At 74.1% G+C, this 19293-nt stretch carries 13 protein-coding genes and 1 tRNA gene; 3 read left to right on the plus strand and 11 right to left on the minus strand.

Features of this window, described 5'->3' with window-relative positions:
- Window positions 1-14: 14 nt before the first annotated feature.
- From G1H19_RS06125 to G1H19_RS06145, 5 genes are all read right to left on the minus strand, one after another.
- Window positions 15-755: a zinc ribbon domain-containing protein gene (locus tag G1H19_RS06125; RefSeq protein WP_162392598.1), complete on the minus strand. Its 741-nt coding sequence runs from the start codon at window positions 753-755 to the stop codon at window positions 15-17.
- A gap of 9 nt (window positions 756-764) precedes the next feature.
- Window positions 765-2435, minus strand: a complete 1671-nt coding sequence (mctP, locus tag G1H19_RS06130) for a monocarboxylate uptake permease MctP (RefSeq protein ID WP_235928015.1) — start codon at window positions 2433-2435, stop codon at window positions 765-767.
- 3 nt (window positions 2436-2438) lie between these two features.
- Complete coding sequence (locus tag G1H19_RS22990; protein WP_202925836.1) at window positions 2439-2765, minus strand: DUF3311 domain-containing protein; 327 nt, start codon at window positions 2763-2765, stop codon at window positions 2439-2441.
- 32 nt (window positions 2766-2797) lie between these two features.
- Window positions 2798-4036 carry a Nif3-like dinuclear metal center hexameric protein gene (locus G1H19_RS06140; protein WP_235928016.1) on the minus strand — a complete coding sequence of 413 codons (1239 nt, stop codon included), beginning with the start codon at window positions 4034-4036 and terminating at the stop codon, window positions 2798-2800.
- A gap of 319 nt (window positions 4037-4355) precedes the next feature.
- Window positions 4356-8195 carry an ABC transporter ATP-binding protein gene (locus tag G1H19_RS06145; protein WP_235928017.1) on the minus strand — a complete coding sequence of 1280 codons (3840 nt, stop codon included), beginning with the start codon at window positions 8193-8195 and terminating at the stop codon, window positions 4356-4358.
- Between the two features lie 98 nt (window positions 8196-8293).
- Between G1H19_RS06145 and G1H19_RS06150 the strand changes: the two genes are divergently transcribed.
- Entirely contained in the window at window positions 8294-10297 is a 2004-nt protein-coding gene (locus G1H19_RS06150) for an FUSC family protein (protein WP_162392599.1), read from the plus strand.
- A 43-nt stretch (window positions 10298-10340) separates the two neighbouring features.
- Here the strand turns inward: G1H19_RS06150 and G1H19_RS06155 are convergent, their stop codons facing one another.
- From G1H19_RS06155 to G1H19_RS06175, 5 genes are all read right to left on the minus strand, one after another.
- Window positions 10341-11102: a phosphocholine cytidylyltransferase family protein gene (locus G1H19_RS06155; protein ID WP_202925837.1), complete on the minus strand. Its 762-nt coding sequence runs from the start codon at window positions 11100-11102 to the stop codon at window positions 10341-10343.
- Window positions 11099-12166, minus strand: coding sequence for a CDP-glycerol glycerophosphotransferase family protein (locus tag G1H19_RS06160; RefSeq protein ID WP_152728541.1), 1068 nt, complete (start codon window positions 12164-12166; stop codon window positions 11099-11101). The genes G1H19_RS06155 and G1H19_RS06160 overlap by 4 nt, the downstream gene beginning before the upstream one ends.
- Before the next feature lie 171 nt (window positions 12167-12337).
- Window positions 12338-12409, minus strand: a tRNA-Val gene (locus tag G1H19_RS06165).
- A 110-nt stretch (window positions 12410-12519) separates the two neighbouring features.
- Complete coding sequence (locus tag G1H19_RS06170; protein ID WP_152728539.1) at window positions 12520-12975, minus strand: peroxiredoxin; 456 nt, start codon at window positions 12973-12975, stop codon at window positions 12520-12522.
- A gap of 15 nt (window positions 12976-12990) precedes the next feature.
- Window positions 12991-13416: a DUF3052 domain-containing protein gene (locus G1H19_RS06175; RefSeq protein ID WP_152728537.1), complete on the minus strand. Its 426-nt coding sequence runs from the start codon at window positions 13414-13416 to the stop codon at window positions 12991-12993.
- Between the two features lie 462 nt (window positions 13417-13878).
- Between G1H19_RS06175 and aceE the strand changes: the two genes are divergently transcribed.
- Both aceE and G1H19_RS06185 read left to right on the plus strand, forming a co-directional pair.
- Window positions 13879-16683, plus strand: a complete 2805-nt coding sequence (aceE, locus tag G1H19_RS06180; protein ID WP_152728535.1) for a pyruvate dehydrogenase (acetyl-transferring), homodimeric type — start codon at window positions 13879-13881, stop codon at window positions 16681-16683.
- Window positions 16684-16922: 239 nt separating this feature from the next.
- On the plus strand, window positions 16923-17939 hold the full coding sequence (locus G1H19_RS06185; protein ID WP_152728533.1) for a type IV toxin-antitoxin system AbiEi family antitoxin domain-containing protein: 1017 nt from the start codon (window positions 16923-16925) through the stop codon (window positions 17937-17939).
- A 139-nt stretch (window positions 17940-18078) separates the two neighbouring features.
- Here the strand turns inward: G1H19_RS06185 and G1H19_RS06190 are convergent, their stop codons facing one another.
- Complete coding sequence (locus G1H19_RS06190; protein WP_152728531.1) at window positions 18079-19278, minus strand: M20 metallopeptidase family protein; 1200 nt, start codon at window positions 19276-19278, stop codon at window positions 18079-18081.
- Window positions 19279-19293: the final 15 nt, after the last annotated feature.

A 19293-nucleotide genomic window follows, 5' to 3' on the forward strand; every position in this document is an offset into this window, starting at 1 on the left:
GAGGGCGGGGCGGCTCACAGGCCGGAGTCCGCGGTGCGCACCAGGATGCGGTTGCAGTTCTCGCAGCGCAGCACCTCGTGCGGGTCGGCGTTGCGCGCCGTGGACAGCTCGTTGCCGTACAGCTCGATCCGGCAGCCCTCGCAGCGGCGGGCGTGCAGCCGGGCCGCACCGGACGTGCCGGTCTGCACCCGCACCCGGTCGTACAGCGCCAGCAGCGGGGCCGGCACGGTGGCCGCCACCTCGGCCCGGGCCGCCTCGTGCCGGGTGGTGCCCTCGGTGATGTCGGCCAGGGCGGCGTCGCGTGCCTCCACCGCACGCTGCAGCGCCGCGCGCGCCGTGGCCAGCCCACCCTCGGCCTCGGCGAGCGCGGCGTCCGCGGTCTCCCGGCGCTCCATCAGCTCGAGCACCTGGTCCTCCAGGTCGGACTGCCGGCGGGCGAGGGACTCCAGCTCGTGCTGCAGCCCGGTCATCTCCTTGGGCGAGGCCGTGCCCCCGTCGAGCCGCTGCCGGTCCCGGGCCACCCGCTGGGCGACGACGTCGACGTCGGCCTCCAGCCGCTTCTGCTCCCGGTCGAGGTCGCGGACCACGGTCTCGGCCCGCACCACGTCCCCGGCCAGTTCCCGCTCGGCGTCCTCCGCCGCCGTCACGGCGGCGCCCTCGGGCAGCGTGCGACGGCGGTGGGCGAGCTGCGCGAGGGCGATGTCCTCGGCAGCCAGTGCCAGCAGCTTCTGCTGGTCGAAGTGGTCGGCCTTCACCGGGTCAACCTACCTGCGCGCGGCAGGGTCCCCGACCGACGGTGGCGACGCCTCCCCCGCCCCGCCCGCGGGGCCCGGGCCGTCCAGCGGGTCGGGCAGGTCGCGCACCGAGGGGTCCTCTCGCTCGGCGGTGTAGTCGGTGTCCGCCGTGCCGTCGACCCCGTCGTCCACCTTGATCGCCCGCAGCACCAGGGTGACCAGCACGACCACCAGCAGGTTGGCCAGCACGGCCAGGAAACCGGCGTAGACGGTGGTGGTGGTGTCCAGTCCGAGCTTGCCCAGGGAGAACGCCGACCCGCCGAAGTGCTCCTTGACCACGGTGCCGTCGGGGCCGACGCGCTGCACGCTGTAGAGCATCAGGAAGCCGATGGCCATGCCCGCGCACCAGCCGGCGACCAGCGCCGAGCGGTGGAACCAGCGGGTGTAGAGGCCGATCGCCACCGCCGGCAGCGTCTGCAGGATGATCACGCCGCCGATCAGCTGCAGGTCGATGGAGAACTGCGGGTCGATGAAGACGATCGCCGCGACCGCGCCGAACTTCACCACCAGCGAGGCCAGCTTGGCGACCTTCGCCTCCTGGCCGGGGGTGGCGTCCTTCTTCAGGTACTCCTTGTAGATGTTGCGGGTGAACAGGTTGGCCGCCGCGATGCTCATGATCGCCGCGGGCACCAGCGCACCGATGCCGATCGCCGCGAACGCGACGCCGGCGAACCAGCTGGGGAACATCTGCTGGAACAGGGCCGGCACGATCGTGTTGCCGTCGCCGTCCACCGGGGTGGTGCCGGCAGCGATCGCCATGTAGCCCAGCAGCGCGATGAAGCCCAGCGCCAGGCTGTAGATCGGCAGCAGGCTCATGTTCTTCTTCAGCGTGTCCCGGCTCTTGGACGCGAGCACGCCGGTGATCGAGTGCGGGTAGAGGAACAGCGCCAGCGCCGAGCCCAGCGCGAGCGTCGCGTACTGCAGCTGGCCGGTGCCCGGCAGCAGCACCGAGCCGGTGCCGGCGACGTCGAACTTCTCCTCCGCGGCGCCGAAGACGACGTCCCAGCCGCCCAGCTTGGTGGGGATGACGATGACCGCCACGATGATCGTCAGGTAGATCAGGACGTCCTTGACGAAGGCGATCAGCGCCGGCGCCCGCAGCCCGGAGTTGTACGTGTAGACCGCCAGGATCACGAACGCCACGATGATCGGCAGCTCACCGGTGACGCCCATGGTCTTCAGCACCGCCTCGATGCCGACCAGCTGGAGGGCGATGTAGGGCATCGTCGCGACGATGCCGGTGATCGCCACCAGCAGCGCCATCGTCGGGGAGTCGAACCGGGAGCGCACGAAGTCCGCCGGGGTGACGAAGCCGCGCACGTGGCTGACCGACCAGAGCCGGATGACCACCAGGAAGATCAGCGGGTAGACCACGACGGTGTACGGCACGGCGAAGAAGCCGGCGGCGCCGGCCCCGAACACCAGCGCCGGGACGGCGACGAACGTGTAGGCGGTGTAGATGTCCCCGCCGATCAGGAACCAGGTGATCCAGGTGCCGAAGCTGCGCCCGCCCAGGCCCCACTCGTCCAGGTGCATGAGGTCCTGCGCCCTGCGCCAGCGCGAGGCGGCGAAGCCCAGCACGGTGACCAGCAGGAACAGGGCGCCGAAGACGCCGAGCTCGACCGCGTTGATGCCGTCCACGCCTCAGCGCCCCCCGTCGTGCTCGTCGCGCGGGTGGGGTCCGGGGGCGGGGCTGGGGTGCGTGGCCGCGGAGCCGCGCCGGCCGGCCCGGTAGACCAGCGAGGTGGTGAGCACGCCGAGGGCGACCAGGCTCAGCTGGAACCAGTAGAAGAACGGCCAGCCGAACAGGGTGGGGTCCTCGCGGTTGTACAGCGGGACCAGCAGCGGCAGCACGATCGGCACGGCCAGCAGCCAGTTCCACGGGCTGCGGTCACTGCGCCGGGGCGCGAGCGGCACGGCCCGCCGGGCGTCCGCGCCGCCGTCCCCGGGTCGTGCGATCGGGCTGGCCACTGGGTCCTCCCCCTCCGGGGCGGACCCCGGGTTCACCCTGCTGTGTCGGCCGCTCTCTCGGCCTGGCCCACGTGCCACGTCCACGGGTCCGTGCGCCGTTCCGAGACGACAGTGTCCACCATGCCCCCGAGGTCCCGGTGCAGGACGTCGGCGGCGACGGACAGCCACGGCCACTCGGACGCGTAGTGTGCCACCTCACACAGGGCCGGGCCCGAGGCCTCCTGGGACTCACTGGCGAAGTGGTGCCCGAGGTCGGCGGTGAGCAGCACGTCTGCACCGGCCGCGGCCGCGGCACCCAGCAGTCCCCCGCCGCTGCCGCCGCACACCGCCACCGTGCGCACCAGCCGGTCGGGGTCGCCGGCCACCCGCACGCCCCCGGCGGTCACCGGCAGCACCTCGGCCACCCGCTCGGCGAACTGGCGCAGGGTCAGCGGCGCGGCGAGCCGGCCCACCCGCCCGAGCCCGGCCCGGGACGGCGTCGCGGAGTTCTCGAAGATCGCGTAACCGGGGTCCTCGTAGGGGTGCCAGCGGTGCAGCGCGCGGAGCACCTCGTCACGCTGGTCGCGGTGCACCACCATCTCCAGGCGCGTCTCCGGCACGTGCTCCAGCGTGCCCCGGGAGCCGATCGCCGGGTTGGTGTCCTCGCCCGGGATGAAGGTGCCCGTGCCGTCGGTCTGCCAGGCGCAGTGCGTGTAGTCGCCGATCACCCCGGCGCCGGCGGCGGAGAGCGCGTCGACCAGCCGGTCGCTGTCCGCGACCGGGGCGAACACGACCAGCGTGTCGGTCTGCGGTGCCGCGACCGGCTCCAGCGGGCTCACCCCACCCACTCCCAGGACGGCGGCCAGCGCGTCGTTGACCCCGTGCCCGGCGGCCCGGTCGGCGTTGGTGTGCGCCACGAACAGGCCGATGCCGGCCCGGATGAGCCGGTGCACGATCCGGCCCTTGGGGTCGTCGGCCGGCACCCCGTGCACCGGCGTGAGCAGCAGCGGGTGGTGCGTGACGAGCAGGTCGGCCCCCAGCTCGATCGCCTCGTCCACGACGGCCGCGGTGGGGTCGACGGCGAAGACCACCCGCCGGACGACGTCGTCGTCGGGGTCACCGCAGACCAGCCCGACGGCGTCCCAGTCCTCGGCCAGCGCCGGGTCGTAGCGGGCGTCCAGCGCGGCGATGACGTCCCGCAGCCGGGTGCCGGCCCGGGGCAGCTCGCGGACGGTGGCGATCGGGTCGGGCACGATCCCGGCCGGCACGTCGTCGTGCGCCGGGAGTGCCACGACCGCCGACTGCGCGGCGGGCCCACGGGGGTGCCCCGGCGAGGTCCCCGGCGACTCGACCGGCACCGCCGCGCCATCGGCATCGTGCGCGGACGTGGACATCGACAGGCGTTCGCGCCGAGCTGCCCGATCGGACGGGCCGCGGCTGCCGGGGCGTGGTGTCGTGGCCGTCACCGGAGCGCCCCGGCGCCCGACCGGCAGGCACCCGGTGCGGTCGCGCGCGGTGAGCTCAGGTGTCCCATCACCCCACCCTGCCCGCCCGCGGCCCGGACGACACCCCACCGAGCTGTGAGCAGGGTGATCGGCGTCACCTGCGCCCTCAGTCCATCAGCGGGTCGGCGTCCTCGTCGGCGGTGAACGCCGCCCACAGCCGGGCGTAGGCCCCGCCGGCGGCGAGCAGCTCGGCGTGGGTGCCCACCTCGACCACCCGGCCGTGGTCCAGCACGGCCACCCGGTCCGCGCGGGCCGCGGTGGTCAGCCGGTGCGCCACGACCAGGGTCGTACGCCGGCGGGACACGACGTCCGCGGCCCGCGTCACCGCCGCCTCCGTCGCCAGGTCCAGGGATGCGGTGGCCTCGTCGAGCAGCAGCACGTCCGGGTCGACCAGCTCCGCCCGGGCCAGGGCGATCAGCTGGCGCTGACCGGCGGACAGCGAGCGGCCGCGCTCCCCGACCAGCGTGCGGTAGCCCTCGGGCAGCTCGGCGACCATCGCGTGCGCACCCACCGCCCGCGCGGCCGCCTCCACCTCGACGTCGGAGGCGTCGGGGCGGCCGTAGGCGATCGCGTCGCGCACGGAGCCGGCGAACAGGTACGCCTCCTGCGGCACGACCCCGAGCCGGGCCCGGTAGCCCAGCAGGTCCAGCTCGCGCAGGTCGGTGCCGTCCACGCACACCGCCCCGGACGTCGGGTCGTAGAACCGGGCCACCAGCTTGACCACGGTCGACTTGCCGGCACCGGTCTCGCCCACCAGCGCCACGGTCTCCCCCGGCGCCACCACCAGCGACACGTCCCGCAGCGCCGGGGTCGGCGCCCCGGCGTACCCGAAGGTCACCTCGGCCAGCCGCACCTCCCCGCGCAGCCGGCCCACCGGGCGGGGGCTGGCGGCGGCGGGCGTCGACGTGCGCAGCCGCAGCAGGTCGGCCAGCCGGCGCAGGCCCACCGCGGCCTGCTGGTAGCCGTCGAACACCTGGGACAGGCTCTGCACGGGTGAGAAGAACGTGTCCACGTAGAGCAGGAAGGCGATCAGCACCCCGGCGGTGATCGCGCCGTCGCCCAGCCGGGCCGCGCCGACCGCGAGCACCGCGGCCGCCGCGACCTCGGACAGGAACTCCACGAACGGGAAGTAGGTGGCGATGTAGCGCTGGGCCCGCAGCCGCACGTCCCGGTAGGCGCGGGCGTACTGCCGGAACACCTGCGTGGAGTGCTCCGAGCGGCCGAAGGCCTGGGTGACCCGGACCCCGGCGACGTCCTCCTGCAGCCGGGCGTTGACGGCGCTGACCCGCTCCCGCGCCTCGGTGTACGCCGGCACCGAGCGCGCCCGGAACCACACCGTGGCCGCCACCAGCACCGGCACCGTGGTCAGCAGCACCAGCGCGAGGGTGAGGTCCAGCAGCAGCAGCGCCACCAGCACCCCGACCAGCGTCAGCGCGCTGACCACCGCGGTGGTCAGCCCGGTCTGCAGGAAGGCCGACAGCGCGTCGACGTCGGTGGTCATCCGGGTCATGACCCGGCCCCCGAGCTCGCGCTCGTAGTAGTCGATGCCCAGTCGCTGCAGCTGCGCGAACGTCTTGACCCGCAGCGTGTAGAGCAGCCGCTCGCCGGTGCGCCCGGTCAGCCGGGTGGCGGCGATCGACACGCCCCAGTCGGCGAGCACCACCCCGAGCGCCAGCGCCGAGATGCCCAGCAGCACCGACAGCGAGCCGGCGGACACCCCGGCGTCGATGCCGGTGCGCACCAGCGCCGGGATGGCCAGCTGCGCGCCGGCGTCCAGCGCCACCAGCACCAGGGCCGCGGCCAGCGCCCAGCGGAACGGCCGGACCAGCGACCGGAGCCCGAACCCCGGGTCGGCGGCGCGGGCCTGCTCGCCGGGCACCTGCGGCTCGTCCACGGTGGGCGGCAGCGCGGCGACCAGCTCGCGCAGCGCCGCGGTCGGCGGAGCCCCGGTCATCGAGGAGCCGGGTCCGCCGATCGAGCCGGCGGCGGCGCGGGCGATCACGGCCTGCCCCGGGGCGTCGCCGCCGGGCGCCGGCGGCTCGGGCCAGGCGGCCGGGGTGGTGCCGCCGGGCGGGGCGGGCTCGACGTCGGCCTGGACGCCCTCGGTCACCCCGGACAGCAGCAGCCGGTACAGCGGCGAGCGATGCTGCAGCTCGGCGGGCGTGCCGACGTCGACCACCCGCCCGGCGTCCAGCACCGCCACCCGGTCGGCCAGCGCCAGGGTGGAGCCGCGGTGGGCGACCAGCAGCGTGGTGCGGCCCTGCACCTGCTCCCGCAGCGCGGCGTGGATGCGTGCCTCGACCGCGGCGTCCACGGCGGACGTCGCGTCGTCCAGCACCAGCACGCGGGGCCGGGGCAGCAGCGCCCGGGCCAGCGCCACCCGCTGGCGCTGCCCACCGGAGAGCGTGAGGCCCTGCTCGCCGACCACGGTGTCGTAGCCGGCCGGCAGGGCCCTGATGAACCCGTCGGCCTGCGCCGCGACCGCCGCCGCCCGGACCTCGTCGTCGGTGGCGTCCGGGCGGCCGAAGGCGATGTTGGCGCGCACGGTGTCGGAGAACAGGAAGCTGTCCTCGAAGACCACGCCCATCGACCCGCGCAGCGACTCGGTGTCCAGGTCGCGCACGTCGGCGCCGCCGACCCGCACCGCGCCGCTGGTCACGTCGTAGAAGCGGGGCAGCAGCAGCACCACGCTGGACTTGCCCGACCCCGCCGTGCCGATCAGCGCCAGCGTCTCCCCCGGCTCGACCCGCAGCGAGACGCCGGTGAGCACCGGGCGCCCGGTGTCCCCGGCGGTCGCCCCGCCCTGCCCCCGGATCCCACCCGTCTCCCCGCCGTAGGCGAAGGTGACGTCGTCCAGCTCCAGGGCCAGCGGCCCGGCCGGCAGCGGGTCGGTGCCCGGGCGCAGCACCGGCTCGGTGTCGATGACCTCCAGCACCCGCTCCACCCCGGCCCGGGCCTGCTGGCCGATGGTGAGCACCGCGGCCAGCTGGCGCACCGGGCTCACCAGCGCGGCCAGGTAGGTGGCGAAGGCCAGGAACGTGCCCAGGGTGATCGCGCCGTCCAGGGCCAGCCAGCCACCGAACGCCAGCACCCCGACCTGGCCCAGCGCCGGGATCGACTGCAACGCCGGGTTGTAGCGGGAGGTGAAGCGCACGACCCGCATCCGGGTGCCGAACAGCCGGCGGGCACCGGCGTCGAGCCGGTCCAGCTCGCGGTCCTCCTGGCCGAAGCCCTTCACCACCCGCACCCCGGTGACGGCGGCCTCCACGTCCCCGGCCACCGCCCCGGCCTGCTGCTGGGCGGCCCAGTTCGCCGGGAACAGGTCCCGGCGCGAGCGCAGCGCCACGAACCACAGCGCCGGCCCGACGGCGAGGGCGACCAGGGTGAGCAGCGGGGACAGCCACGCCATGATCGCCAGCGAGACGACGAACAGCAGCGCGTTGCCGGCCAGGTTCGGCAGGAAGGCGAGCAGGCCCTGCACCAGGGTGACGTCGCTGATCGAGCGGCTGACCACCTGCCCGGTCTGCAGCCTGTCCTGGGCGGGCCCGTCCAGCCGGCTCAGCGCCGCGGCGACGTCGTTGCGCAGGTCGTACTGGACGTCCAGCGACAGCCGCCCGGCCAGGTAGCGGCGCACGAAGCCGGCCGCGAACCGCAGCACCCCGGCGGCCACCAGCGCGACGACGAACGGGGTGACCGAGCGCTCCCCACCGCCGTTCACGTCGTCCACGACGCTGCGCACCAGCAGCGGGACGACGGCGGCCAGCACCGACCCGACCAGCGCCGCGGCGAAGGCGCCGACCAGGTCGCCGCGGTGCCGCAGGCAGTAGCCGACCAGCCGGCGCAGCCACCCGCCCTGCGGCGGTGTGCCCCCGTCCGGGGCGCCCGGCTGACGGTCGTGGGTGCCCGCGGTCCGGTCCGTCGCCGCCAGCCCGGTGTCCGCGCTCACCGGGTCGGACGGCAGGGCAGGCGGCGGGGCACGACGTCCAGTGTGCGACTCCGCACCGTGGCGGGTCCGCGGGGGCGGCGGATGGGAGGGTGGACGTCGTGTCCGCCGTCGCTCTCCGTGCGCCGGCCTGGCTGGTCGACCTGGTCCGCACCACCCCGCCGGCGGTGCCGTGGCGGGACGTCGCCCGCTTCGCCGTGTCCCTCCCCGCCCCGCTCGCACTGGCCGTGCTGGTCGACGGCGGGGTCGACGGCGCCAGCACCGCGCTGGGCGCCGGCGTGTTCGGCACGACCGGTGCGCTGGCCGCCACGCTGGCGCCGCAGGGCGGGCCGCTGCGCACCCGGCTGCGGCGGGTCGCAGCCGGCGTGGGTCTCGGTGCCACCGGGCTGGTCGTCGGCCAGGCAGCCGGCGGCTCGGGCTGGGTGCCGGTGCTGGTGGTCGCCGCGCTGTCCGCGGTCGCCGCGCTGGTCAGCTCGATCAGTGCGGTGGCCTCCTTCGGGGCCCTGCAGCTGCTGATCTACACCGCGCTCTCCTCCGGCCTGGTCACCACGCTGGGCCCGGTCGCCGAGGTGTCGTTCTTCCTCGCCGGGGCCGCCTGGGCCACGCTGCTGGTCCTGGTTCAGGCGCGCACCGAGCAGCTGGACCCCGACCGCTCCGCGGTGGCGGCCGTCTTCATCGCGATCGCCGACCTGCTGGACCGCAGCGGGCCGGACCACCTGGGCCCCGACGGCAACCCCGACGAGCGCACCGAGGCGGCCCGGCGGGCGCTGACCGGGGCACTCAACGACGCCTACGACCGGGTGATCCACACCCGCAGCCGCCTGGCCGGGCGCAGCCGGGAGCTCTCGGAGCTGGCCGGCGTGCTCAACGCCGCCGCCCCGCTGGTCGAGGGCACCGTGGCCGCCGCCCGGGCCGGCGTCCGGCCCGACCCTGCCGACGTCACCGCCGCCCGCTCGCTGGCCGCCGCGATCGACGGCAGCACCGAGCTCGGCTGGGAGCGCCCGCCCCCGCTGGGCACCGGCGCCACCCAGCGGCGCGCGGTGCGGCACGGCGTCCGGCTGGTGTGGAACGTGGTCGGCGACCCGGAGGAACGGGCCCTGGCCGCCGTGCCGCTGCCCCGACCCGGCCCGCGGACCCGGCTGCGCCTGCTGCTGGACCGCACCGTGGCCGACCCGGACACCCGCGCGTTCGCCGTCCGGCTGGCGCTGTGCACGGGCATCGCCGAGGTGGCCCGGCAGGTGCTGCCGATCGAGCGGCCCTACTGGGTGCTGCTCACCGTGGCGATCGTGCTCAAGCCGGACTTCGGCTCGGTGTTCACCCGGGCCGTGCACCGCGGCGCGGGCACCCTGCTCGGGGTGCTGATCGGCTCGGCCCTGCTGGCGGTGGTGCCCCGCGGCGGCTGGATCCTGCTGGCGATGGCCGTCGCCGCCGGGCTGATGCCGTGGGGCCGCAGCGCCAACTTCGGGCTGTTCTCGGTGTTCCAGACCCCGGTGGTGATCATGCTGCTGGACCTGGCGGCACCGGGCGGGGCCGACCTGGTCGGCGCCCGCCTGGTCGACACCCTCATCGGGTGCGCCATCGTGCTGGTGTTCGGCTACCTGCTGTGGCCGCAGACCTGGCGCGCCCCGCTGGACGACGCGCTGCGCCAGGTCACCGCCGCCCTGGACACCTTCCTGGACCGCGCCTTCACCGGCTCCGCCGAGGACACCCGGCGTGCCCGGCGGGCCACCTACCGGGCGCTGACCGCGGTGCAGACCCAGCTGCAGCGCCGGCTGGCCGAGCCCCCGCCGATCAGCACCCGCGCGGCCGCGTGGTGGCCGGTGATCGTGCAGCTGGAGCGCACCGCCGACGCCGTCACCGAGGCGGTGATCGCCCTGCGGGCCGGGGAGCCGGCGCCGGACCCGGCGCAGGTGGAGGTCGTGCGCCGGGCGGTGCGGCAGCTGGAGGAGGACGTGCGCGCCCACCGCGTGCCCGACGACGCCGAGCTGCTGGCCGAGGGCGTGCTGGCCGCGGTGGCCCGGGAGGTGGACACCACCCGCCGGCTGGTGCGCGAGTCGGCCCCCGGCCGCTGGCAGGTGGCCGACCCCGCCGACCGGACCCCGTGACCCCACTGCTGAGGGAACGGGCGCCCGCCGGCGGGCGGACCGGTCAGAGCAGGTTGGCGCGCGCCAGGTCCTCGTCGAAGTCGACCTCGACCACGCCGAACCGGGAGATGTCGACCGCCCGCACCCGCAGGCCGTCGAGCCGGATGGCCTCCTCGATGCCCTTCTCGAAGTAGTCCTGGTCGCCGACCGCGGCCAGCTGCCGTTCCAGCACCGCCCGGTCGCCCGGGGCCACGTAGTTGATCCCCACGGCCTCGCCCAGCCCGCCCACGACGACCTTGGACAGCTCGGCGACGTGCCCGGTCTCGTCCAGGGTGTACTTGACCTCCTCGTCGGCGACCCGCTCGGTGTTCACGGCCACGAAGGAGCCCTCGGCGCAGTGGTCCAGCAGCTCGGCCAGCAGGCCGGGCACGAAGACGACGTCGCCGTTCATCCACAGCACCCCGCCCGGCGCGCTGAGCCGCAGCGCCTTGAGCAGGCTCTTGGCGGTGTTGGTGCGGGCGAAGCGCTCGTTGTAGACGAACGTGGCCTCGTCCCCGGCGGCCTCCATCACCAGGTCCTTGCCGAACCCGACGACGACGGAGACCACCGGCGGCCGGGCGAAGGCGGACGCGACGTGGTCCAGCTGCTGGCGCATGATCGTCCGGCCGTCGCGCAGCCGGGTCAGCGGCTTGGGGTGCGGCCGGTTGAGCCGGGTGCCCAGACCCGCGGCCAGGATCACCACGGTGGTGGGCAGCGCCGGGGACGACGCGGCCTGCGCCGTGGCCAGCAGCCCGGCCGGGCCGGAGCGGTCCATCAGCGGCCTCACGACGCCCACAACCACTCGAGCACGCGGGAGGTCGCGGCGCCGTCCTCGAGATGGCACCAGCGTTCGGCGAACCGCGCGTAGGCGTCGCCGTGGCTCTGCTGCAGCGCCGGCAGGTCGAGCAGCACGTCGGCCAGGGCACCCTGGTCGGCGAGCACCGGACCGGGCGCGTCGTCCTCCAGGTCGAAGTAGAAGCCGCGCACCTCGTCCCGGAAGCGGGCGTGGTCGTAGGTGTAGAAGACCAGCGGCTTGCCGGTCACCGCGAAGTCGAACATCGTCGAGGAGTAGTCGGTCACCAGCACGTCCGCGGCGAGGTACAGCTCGGCGATGTCCGGGTGCTGGGAGACGTCGCGCACCGCCGGCCCCTCCTGTGGCGGCAGCCGGTCGGAGGCGAGGTAGTGGAGTCGCAACATCACCACGTGGTTCCCACCCAGGGCCGAAGTCAACCCCGGCAGGTCCAGACCCAGCACCATGTCCGGCCGGCCCTCGGCGAAGTAGGCGTCGTCGCGCCAGGTCGGGGCGTACAGCACCGCGGTCGTGCCGTCCTCGATGCCGAGCTCGCGGCGCACCCGGGCACGCACGGCGTCCCGGTCGGGGCTGCTCAGCAGGTCGTTGCGGGGGTAGCCGGTCTCGAGCACCTCGCCGGTGAAGCCGAAGGCCCGCTGCATCCGCGGGGTGCTCTCGGCGTTGGGCGAGATCAGCAGGTCCCAGCGGGCGACGTCGAGGTCCAGCCGGGCCAGCCGGCCCTCGGGTGCCCACAGGACGTCGTGGTGGATGCGCTTGAGCGGTGTGCCGTGCCAGGTCTGCAGGTAGACGGCGCCGGGTCGCTTCTGCCACTCCATGTCGGTGTGGGTGTTGGCGACGAGCAGGTCGGCGGACTCCAGCGCAGCGACCGCCTCGGGCCCCGTCGGCGGCACCGTGGTGGTGCCGGCCGGGAAGCCGTGCAGGTGCGCGGGGTCGGCGAACCAGACGTGCTCGTCACCGGGGCGCTCGCGCTGCCACGCCTCGAACAGCGCGCGCGGGTTGTCGGAGTAACGGCCCTCGAAGCTCTGGTAGACGACCTTCATCGGCAGAGCCCGGTACGTCGTGGTGCCCCACTGGCGGGGACGGGTGCAGGGGTCATCTGGACGACGTTACCGGCGCCGGGGTGCCGGCCCCGCCACGAGCGTGGTCGGACTGGTCACTCCCGGGCAGCGGCGCCGGCGGCCACGGCTGCCGGGTCCGGGGCCGGACGGGGGTGGGCGCGACAGGTATCGAACCTGCGACCGCTCGCTTGTAAGGCGAGAGCTCTACCACTGAGCTACGCGCCCGGCGGTGGCCCAGGGTACGTGCGGCTCGCACCGCACGACCCCGGGCCGACTCGGCCTCCCCTCAGGGTCCCGCCGCGAGCCTGCGAGTGGTGGGGGGAGGGGAGGTCCTCCTAGAGCTCGGCGACGGCGGCCTTCCAGCCGGACTGCTCGCGGGCCTCACCGGGGCCGTTGACCTCGGCGAAGGCGATCTTCCCCTCGGCGTCGACGAGGAACGTGCCCCGGTTGGGCATGCCGGCGGCCTCGAAGAAGGAGCCGTAGGCCTTGGCGGTCTCGCCGTGCGGCCAGAAGTCGCTCAGCAGCGAGAACTCGAAGCCCTGCTGCGTGCGCCACTCCTTGAGGCTGAACACCGGGTCGGTGGAGATGGCCACGACCTGGACACCGGCGTCGGTGTAGGTGCTCAGCTCGTCGCGGAGCTGGCACAGCTCGCCGGTGCAGGTGCCGGAGAACGCGAAGGGGTAGAAGACCACCAGGACCGGCCGGCCCCGCATGGCGGAGAGGGAGACGACCTGCTTGTCCTGGTCGGGCAGGCTGAAATCGGGCGCGACGTCGCCGACGGAGAGACTCATGCCGCAGATCGTTCCTCAGCGCTTGGAGCGGGCTGCCTTCGGGGTGACCAGGCGGATGCCGGACCAGTCCTTGGCGGCGGAGATGCTGCTGGTCTGCTGCAGACCGGCGGTGGGCGCCGCCTCGGTGACCTCACCGGGCTCCACGTGGCCGGCCCGTCCGGACTTCGGCACCAGCAGCCACACGACGCCGTCGTCGGCGAGCGCCCCGAGGGAGTCGACGAGGGCGTCGATCAGGTCGCCGTCGTCCTCGCGCCACCACAGCAGGACGATGTCGGCGACCTCGTCGGAGTCCTCGTCGACCATCTCACCGCCGGAGACGTCGACGACGGAGTCACGCAGGTCCTCGTCGGCGTCGGAGTCCCAGCCGAGCTCCTGCACGACCATGCCCGGCTTGACACCCAGCCGGGCCGCCATGCTGGCGCTGCCCGAGTCGACGCTCATCCCTGCTCGTCCTCCGTGTGGTCGTTGCTGGTGGGCCTGTGTGGATGCTGCACGACGGCATCGTGCCCGGTCGACCGACGGCGGGTGCACCCGGCCGTCCGGACAGGGGTGCGGCGCGGCGCCCCGGCGCGCGCCGCGGGGGCCTGGCGGCGCACGGCGAGGCCCGGCGGGCGGGCACCCGGGACGGCACGCTCGGGGGGCGTGGACACCGCTGTGACCAGCGGGTACCGCCTCGGCCCGACCATCCCACCCCCCTCGCCGGGTGGACCGCCGTGCCCTCGCCGCCGTGGTCGCCGGGTCGGGTACGCCGCGCCGGGCCACCGTTGGCGAGAGCGTAGGGCATGGGCGCGCAGGTGCAAGTGCCTGTGCGTACACCGGGCGACCACCCGCTGTGAGACGACTGCCGCCGACGCGGACGGGGCCCACGTGACGCCGAGGCCCCCGACGGGAGACGATGAGGGCATGAGCGCACCGCAGCAGTCGGACGGCGACCCCGCCCGCGACGCAGGAAGCCCCCGAGCGGTCATCACCGACGGGTTGCCCAGCCAACTCCCCGACACCGACCCCGACGAGACGCAGGAGTGGCTCGACTCGCTCGACGCCGTCGTCGGGCACGCCGGCCGCGGCCGCGCGCGCTACCTGATGCTCCGCATGCTCGAGCGCAGCCGCGAGCAGCAGGTCGGCGTGCCGGGTCTGCGCAGCACCGACTACATCAACACCATCCCGCCCGAGCGCGAGCCGTGGTTCCCCGGCGACGAGGACGTCGAGCGCCGCATCCGCGCCTACATCCGCTGGAACGCAGCGATCATGGTGCACCGGGCGCAGCGTCCCGGTGTCGGCGTCGGCGGGCACATCTCGTCGTACGCGTCGTCCGCCTCGCTGTACGAGGTCGGCTTCAACCACTTCTTCCGCGGCAAGGACCACCCCGGCGGCGGTGACCAGATCTGGTTCCAGGGCCACGCCTCCCCCGGCATCTACGCCCGCGGCTACCTCGAGGGCCGGCTCACCGAGCAGCAGCTGGACGGCTTCCGGCAGGAGGTCAGCCACCCCGGCGGCGGCCTGTCCTCCTACCCGCACCCGCGGCTGATGCCGGACTTCTGGGAGTTCCCCACCGTCTCCATGGGCCTGGGCCCGCTCAACGCGATCTACCAGGCGCGGTTCAACCGCTACCTGCACGACCGCGGCATCACCGACACCTCCGACCAGCACGTCTGGGCGTTCCTGGGTGACGGCGAGATGGACGAGCCGGAGTCCCTCGGCGCGATCGGCATCGCCGCCCGCGAGGAGCTGGACAACCTCACCTTCGTCATCAACTGCAACCTGCAGCGCCTCGACGGCCCGGTGCGCGGCAACGGCAAGGTCATCCAGGAGCTGGAGTCCTTCTTCCGCGGCGCCGGCTGGAACGTCGTCAAGGTGGTGTGGGGCCGCGGCTGGGACAAGCTGCTCGCCGCCGACCGCGACGGCGCGCTGGTGAACCTGATGAACCAGACCCCGGACGGGGACTACCAGACCTACAAGTCCGAGGACGGCGCCTACGTCCGGGAGAACTTCTTCGGCCGCGACCCGCGCACCCGCAAGCTGGTCGAGGGCATGAGCGACGACGAGGTCTGGCAGCTGCAGCGCGGTGGCCACGACTACCGCAAGGTCTACGCCGCCTACAAGGCCGCGATGGAGCACAAGGGCCAGCCCACGGTGATCCTGGCCAAGACCATCAAGGGCTGGACGCTCGGCAACCACTTCGAGGGCCGCAACTCCACGCACCAGATGAAGAAGCTGACCGCCGAGGACCTCGCCACCTTCCGCGACCGGCTCTACCTGCCGATCCCGGACGAGGCGCTGGACAAGACCCTGCCGCCGTACTACAAGCCGGCCGACGACTCCGACGAGATGCAGTACATGATGGAGCGCCGCCGCCAGCTCGGCGGCGCCGTCCCGCGCCGGCGCAGCTCCGCCCCGCCGCTGAAGACCCCGGAGGACAAGGCCTTCGACGTCGTCCGGCGGGGGTCGGGCAAGCAGGAGGTCGCCACCACGATGGCGTTCGTCCGGCTGTTCAAGGAGCTGCTCAAGGACAAGGAGCTCGGCCCGCGCTTCGTGCCGATCATCCCGGACGAGGCCCGCACGTTCGGGCTGGACTCGATCTTCCCGACGGCGAAGATCTACAACCCGCACGGGCAGCACTACACGTCGGTGGACCGCGAGCTGATGCTCACCTACAAGGAGTCCGCGCAGGGCCAGATCCTGCACGAGGGCATCAACGAGGCCGGCTCCACGGCGTCGTTCACCGCCGTCGGGTCCTCCTACGCCACCCACGGCGAGCCGATGATCCCGATCTACATCTTCTACTCGATGTTCGGCTTCCAGCGCACCGGCGACTCCTTCTGGGCGGCCAGCGACCAGATGGTCCGCGGGTTCGCCCTCGGCGCCACCGCCGGCCGCACCACGCTGAACGGGGAGGGCCTGCAGCACGAGGACGGGCACTCGCTGCTGCTGGCCGCGACCAACCCGGCCGTGGTCACCTACGACCCGGCGTTCTCCTACGAACTGGGCCACATCGTCCGCGACGGCCTGGCCCGCATGTACGGCGAGGACCCGGGCGCGCCGCTGGGCGGGGAGCGCTCGCCCGACGTGTACTACTACCTCACCGTCTACAACGAGGCCTACCAGCAGCCGGCCGAGCCCGAGGGCGTCGACGTCGCCGGGCTGCTGGCCGGGATGTACCGGCTCGACGAGGGCCCGGCCACCGACAGCGGCACCAAGGCGCAGATCCTGGCCTCCGGTGTCGCGGTGCCGTGGGCGATGCGGGCCCAGGAGCTGCTCGCCCAGGACTGGGGCGTGTCGGCCGACCTGTGGTCGGTCACCTCGTGGACCGAGCTGCGGCGCGACGCCCTGGAGGCCGACCGCTGGAACCTGGACAACCCTGCCGAGGAGCGCCGCGTGCCCTACGTGACGCGGGCGCTGAGCGACGCCCCGGGCCCGTTCGTGGCGGTGTCGGACTGGATGCGTGCGGTCCCCGACCTCATCGCGCCCTACGTCCCGGGTGGCCTGGCCAGCCTGGGCACCGACGGCTTCGGCCTCTCCGACACCCGCCCGGCCCTGCGCCGGCACTTCCGGGTGGACGCCGAGTCGATCGTCGTCCGCACGCTGAGCGAGCTCGCCCAGCGCGGCGACGTCGACCGCGACGTCGTCCGGGCGGCGGTGGAGAAGTACCAGGTGACCGACGTCCGCAAGGCCCCGGTCGACATGGAGCAGGACAACCCCGCCACCTGACCGCCCTCGCCCACCCTGCCCTCAGCGCGCGCACCCAGCGTTGATCAGCTGAGCTGATCACCGTCCTGCCGGGCTCACCAGCGTTGGTGAGCCCGGCAGGACGTTGCTGATCCTGGGCGAGCTGAGGGGTTCTAGCGTCTCCACCCGGACGGCGCCAACGGTCGTCCCCAACGGACGTCGCCGTCCACATCTGCCTGGACGACCCGATCCACGCGCTATGACGAGCGCACCCTTCCGGTGTGGATCCCGTGATCGAGACCGCGCTCCGCCGCCATTCCGGCGTCTTTGCGGCTGCAGACGCCCTGGCGGCCGGCATGGACCGCAATGCGATCGCTGCGCTCGTGCACTCCGGCGACTGGAGACGCGTGCGGTACGGGGTCTACACGACCCGGGCGCTGTGGCAGGAGCACGCGATGGCCGGTTCGCTGCACCTGCTCGAGTGCGCGGCCGTCATCCGCCGGCTCGGGCGCAGGCAGTCGGTCGTCAGCCACGCCTCGGCTGCCCGACTGCACGGTCTCGTGGTGCCCGAGAGCGCGGGACAGGGTGTCTGGCTCACCGATCCGGTCCAGTTCCGATCGGGACGTGGCTACCGGATCAGGCGTGCCCCTGTCCCGCAGCACGAGGTGGTCCTGCTGGACCGGCTGAGTGCCACGGCGGTCCCCCGGACCCTGGCCGACGTCGGCCGTGAGTGGGACGTCGTGGACACGGTCGTGGCCGCGGACGACGCACTCGCCGATGGGCGTCTGTCGACGGCGGACCTGACTGCGGCGGCCCTGGGGCAGACGCACTGGGTGGGTGCGGGTCGAGCCGCCCGAGCGTTCTCGCTCGCCCGGGTCGGCGCGCACTCCCCGCACGAGACCCGCACCAGACTGGCGTTCCACGCAGCCGGCCTGCCTGAGCCCGTGCTCCAGGCTGCCGTCCTGGTGGGCAACCGGCTGCTCGCCGTCCTGGACATGCTGTGGCCCGACGAGGGCGTCTTCGCGGAGTGCGACGGCAGGATCAAGTACGACGAGCCCTGGCGTGGCCGCTCACCGGCCGAGGTCGCCTGGGCCGAGAAACGACGCCAGGACGACCTGATGGACCTGGACTTGCGCGGTGTCCGGATCGCACCGGCCGACCTCTTCTCTCCGTTGCCGGGCAAACTCGCCCGCCTGCGGACCCTGCTCGCCGCCCCGCGCCCGATCGCGCGGCCGCACTACCGGGTGGAGCAGTGGCGCGGCGGCGTGCGGATGGGTCGGCAACCGGCCGCCAGCTGACCGACGCGTGCGGTTGAGCGCGCGTCGGCCGGGCGGCCGGGCTCACGAACGTCCGGCCAGGATCGGCAACGCTGGTGAGCTCGGCGGGACGGTGATCAGCTGAGCTGATCACCGCTGAGGGCAGAGGGGGAGGAAGGGGTCAGGTGAGGGCGTGGAGGGCCATCTGGGCGTACATGGCGACCCCGGCGGGCAGGGCGCCCTCGTCGAAGACGACGAGGTTGGAGTGGTTGCCGGGCACGAGCTCGGGGTCCTCGCCGGGCGGGCAGGCGCCGAGGAAGGCCATGGCGCCGGGCACCCGCTCGAGCACGTAGGAGAAGTCCTCGGCGCCCATGAGGGGGTCGGCCATGTGCTGGCTGGCCTGCTCGCCGAGCAGCGTCGCGGCGGTGCGGGCCACCTGCTCGGCGACGCCGGCGTCGTTGACGGTCACCGGGTAGCCCTCGACCCGGGTGAACTCGGCGACCAGGTCGTGCGCGGCGGCGACGTGGGTGGCGACCCGCTCCACGGCGGCGACCACGTCGGCCCGCCGCTCGGCGGACAGGGTGCGCACGGTGCCCTGCATGAAGGCGCTGTCGGGGATGACGTTGTTGGCCGCGCCGGCCTCGATGTGCCCGACGGTGACCACGGCCGGGTCGAACACGTCGACCCGGCGGGTCACCATGGCCTGCAGGGCGAGCACGATCTCGGCCGCGACCGGCACCGGGTCGGCGCCGCGGTGCGGGGTGGAGGCGTGCGCGCCGCGCCCGCGGATGGTGATCCGGAAGTGGTCCGCGGCGGCCATCAGCGGCCCGGGGCGCACGTTGATCGAGCCGCTGGTGAAGCTGGAGCTGATGTGCAGCGCGAACGCACCGCTCACCGGGGCGTTCGGCACGGCCTGGAGCACGCCCTCGTCCAGCATGTACCGCGCGCCGTGGAAGCCCTCCTCCCCGGGCTGCACCATGAACACGACCTGCCCGGTCAGCTGGTCGCGGCGCTCGCAGAGCAGCCGCGCGGCACCGAGCAGCATCGCCATGTGCGTGTCGTGCCCGCAGGCGTGCATCTGGCCGGGGATCTCCGAGGCGAAGTCCAGGCCGGTGTCCTCGTGCACGGGCAGCGCGTCCATGTCCCCGCGCAGCAGGTACGTCGGGCCCGGGCGCGCGCCGCGCAGCACGCCGACCACCGAGCTGGTGTCCCGGCCGGTGGTCACCTCGACCGGCAGGTCGGCGAAGGCGTCCAGCACGATCGCCTGCGTTGCGGGGAGCTGCAGCCCGATCTCGGGACGGCGGTGCAGCCGGCGTCGCAGGTCGACGGTGGCGTCGGCGTCGGCACGGGCGGCGGTCAACAGCTCAGCGGCGTCGGGCATGGGCACAGTCTGTAG

This window comes from Goekera deserti (assembly GCF_010685995.1).
GTDB lineage: Bacteria > Actinomycetota > Actinomycetes > Mycobacteriales > Geodermatophilaceae > Goekera > Goekera deserti.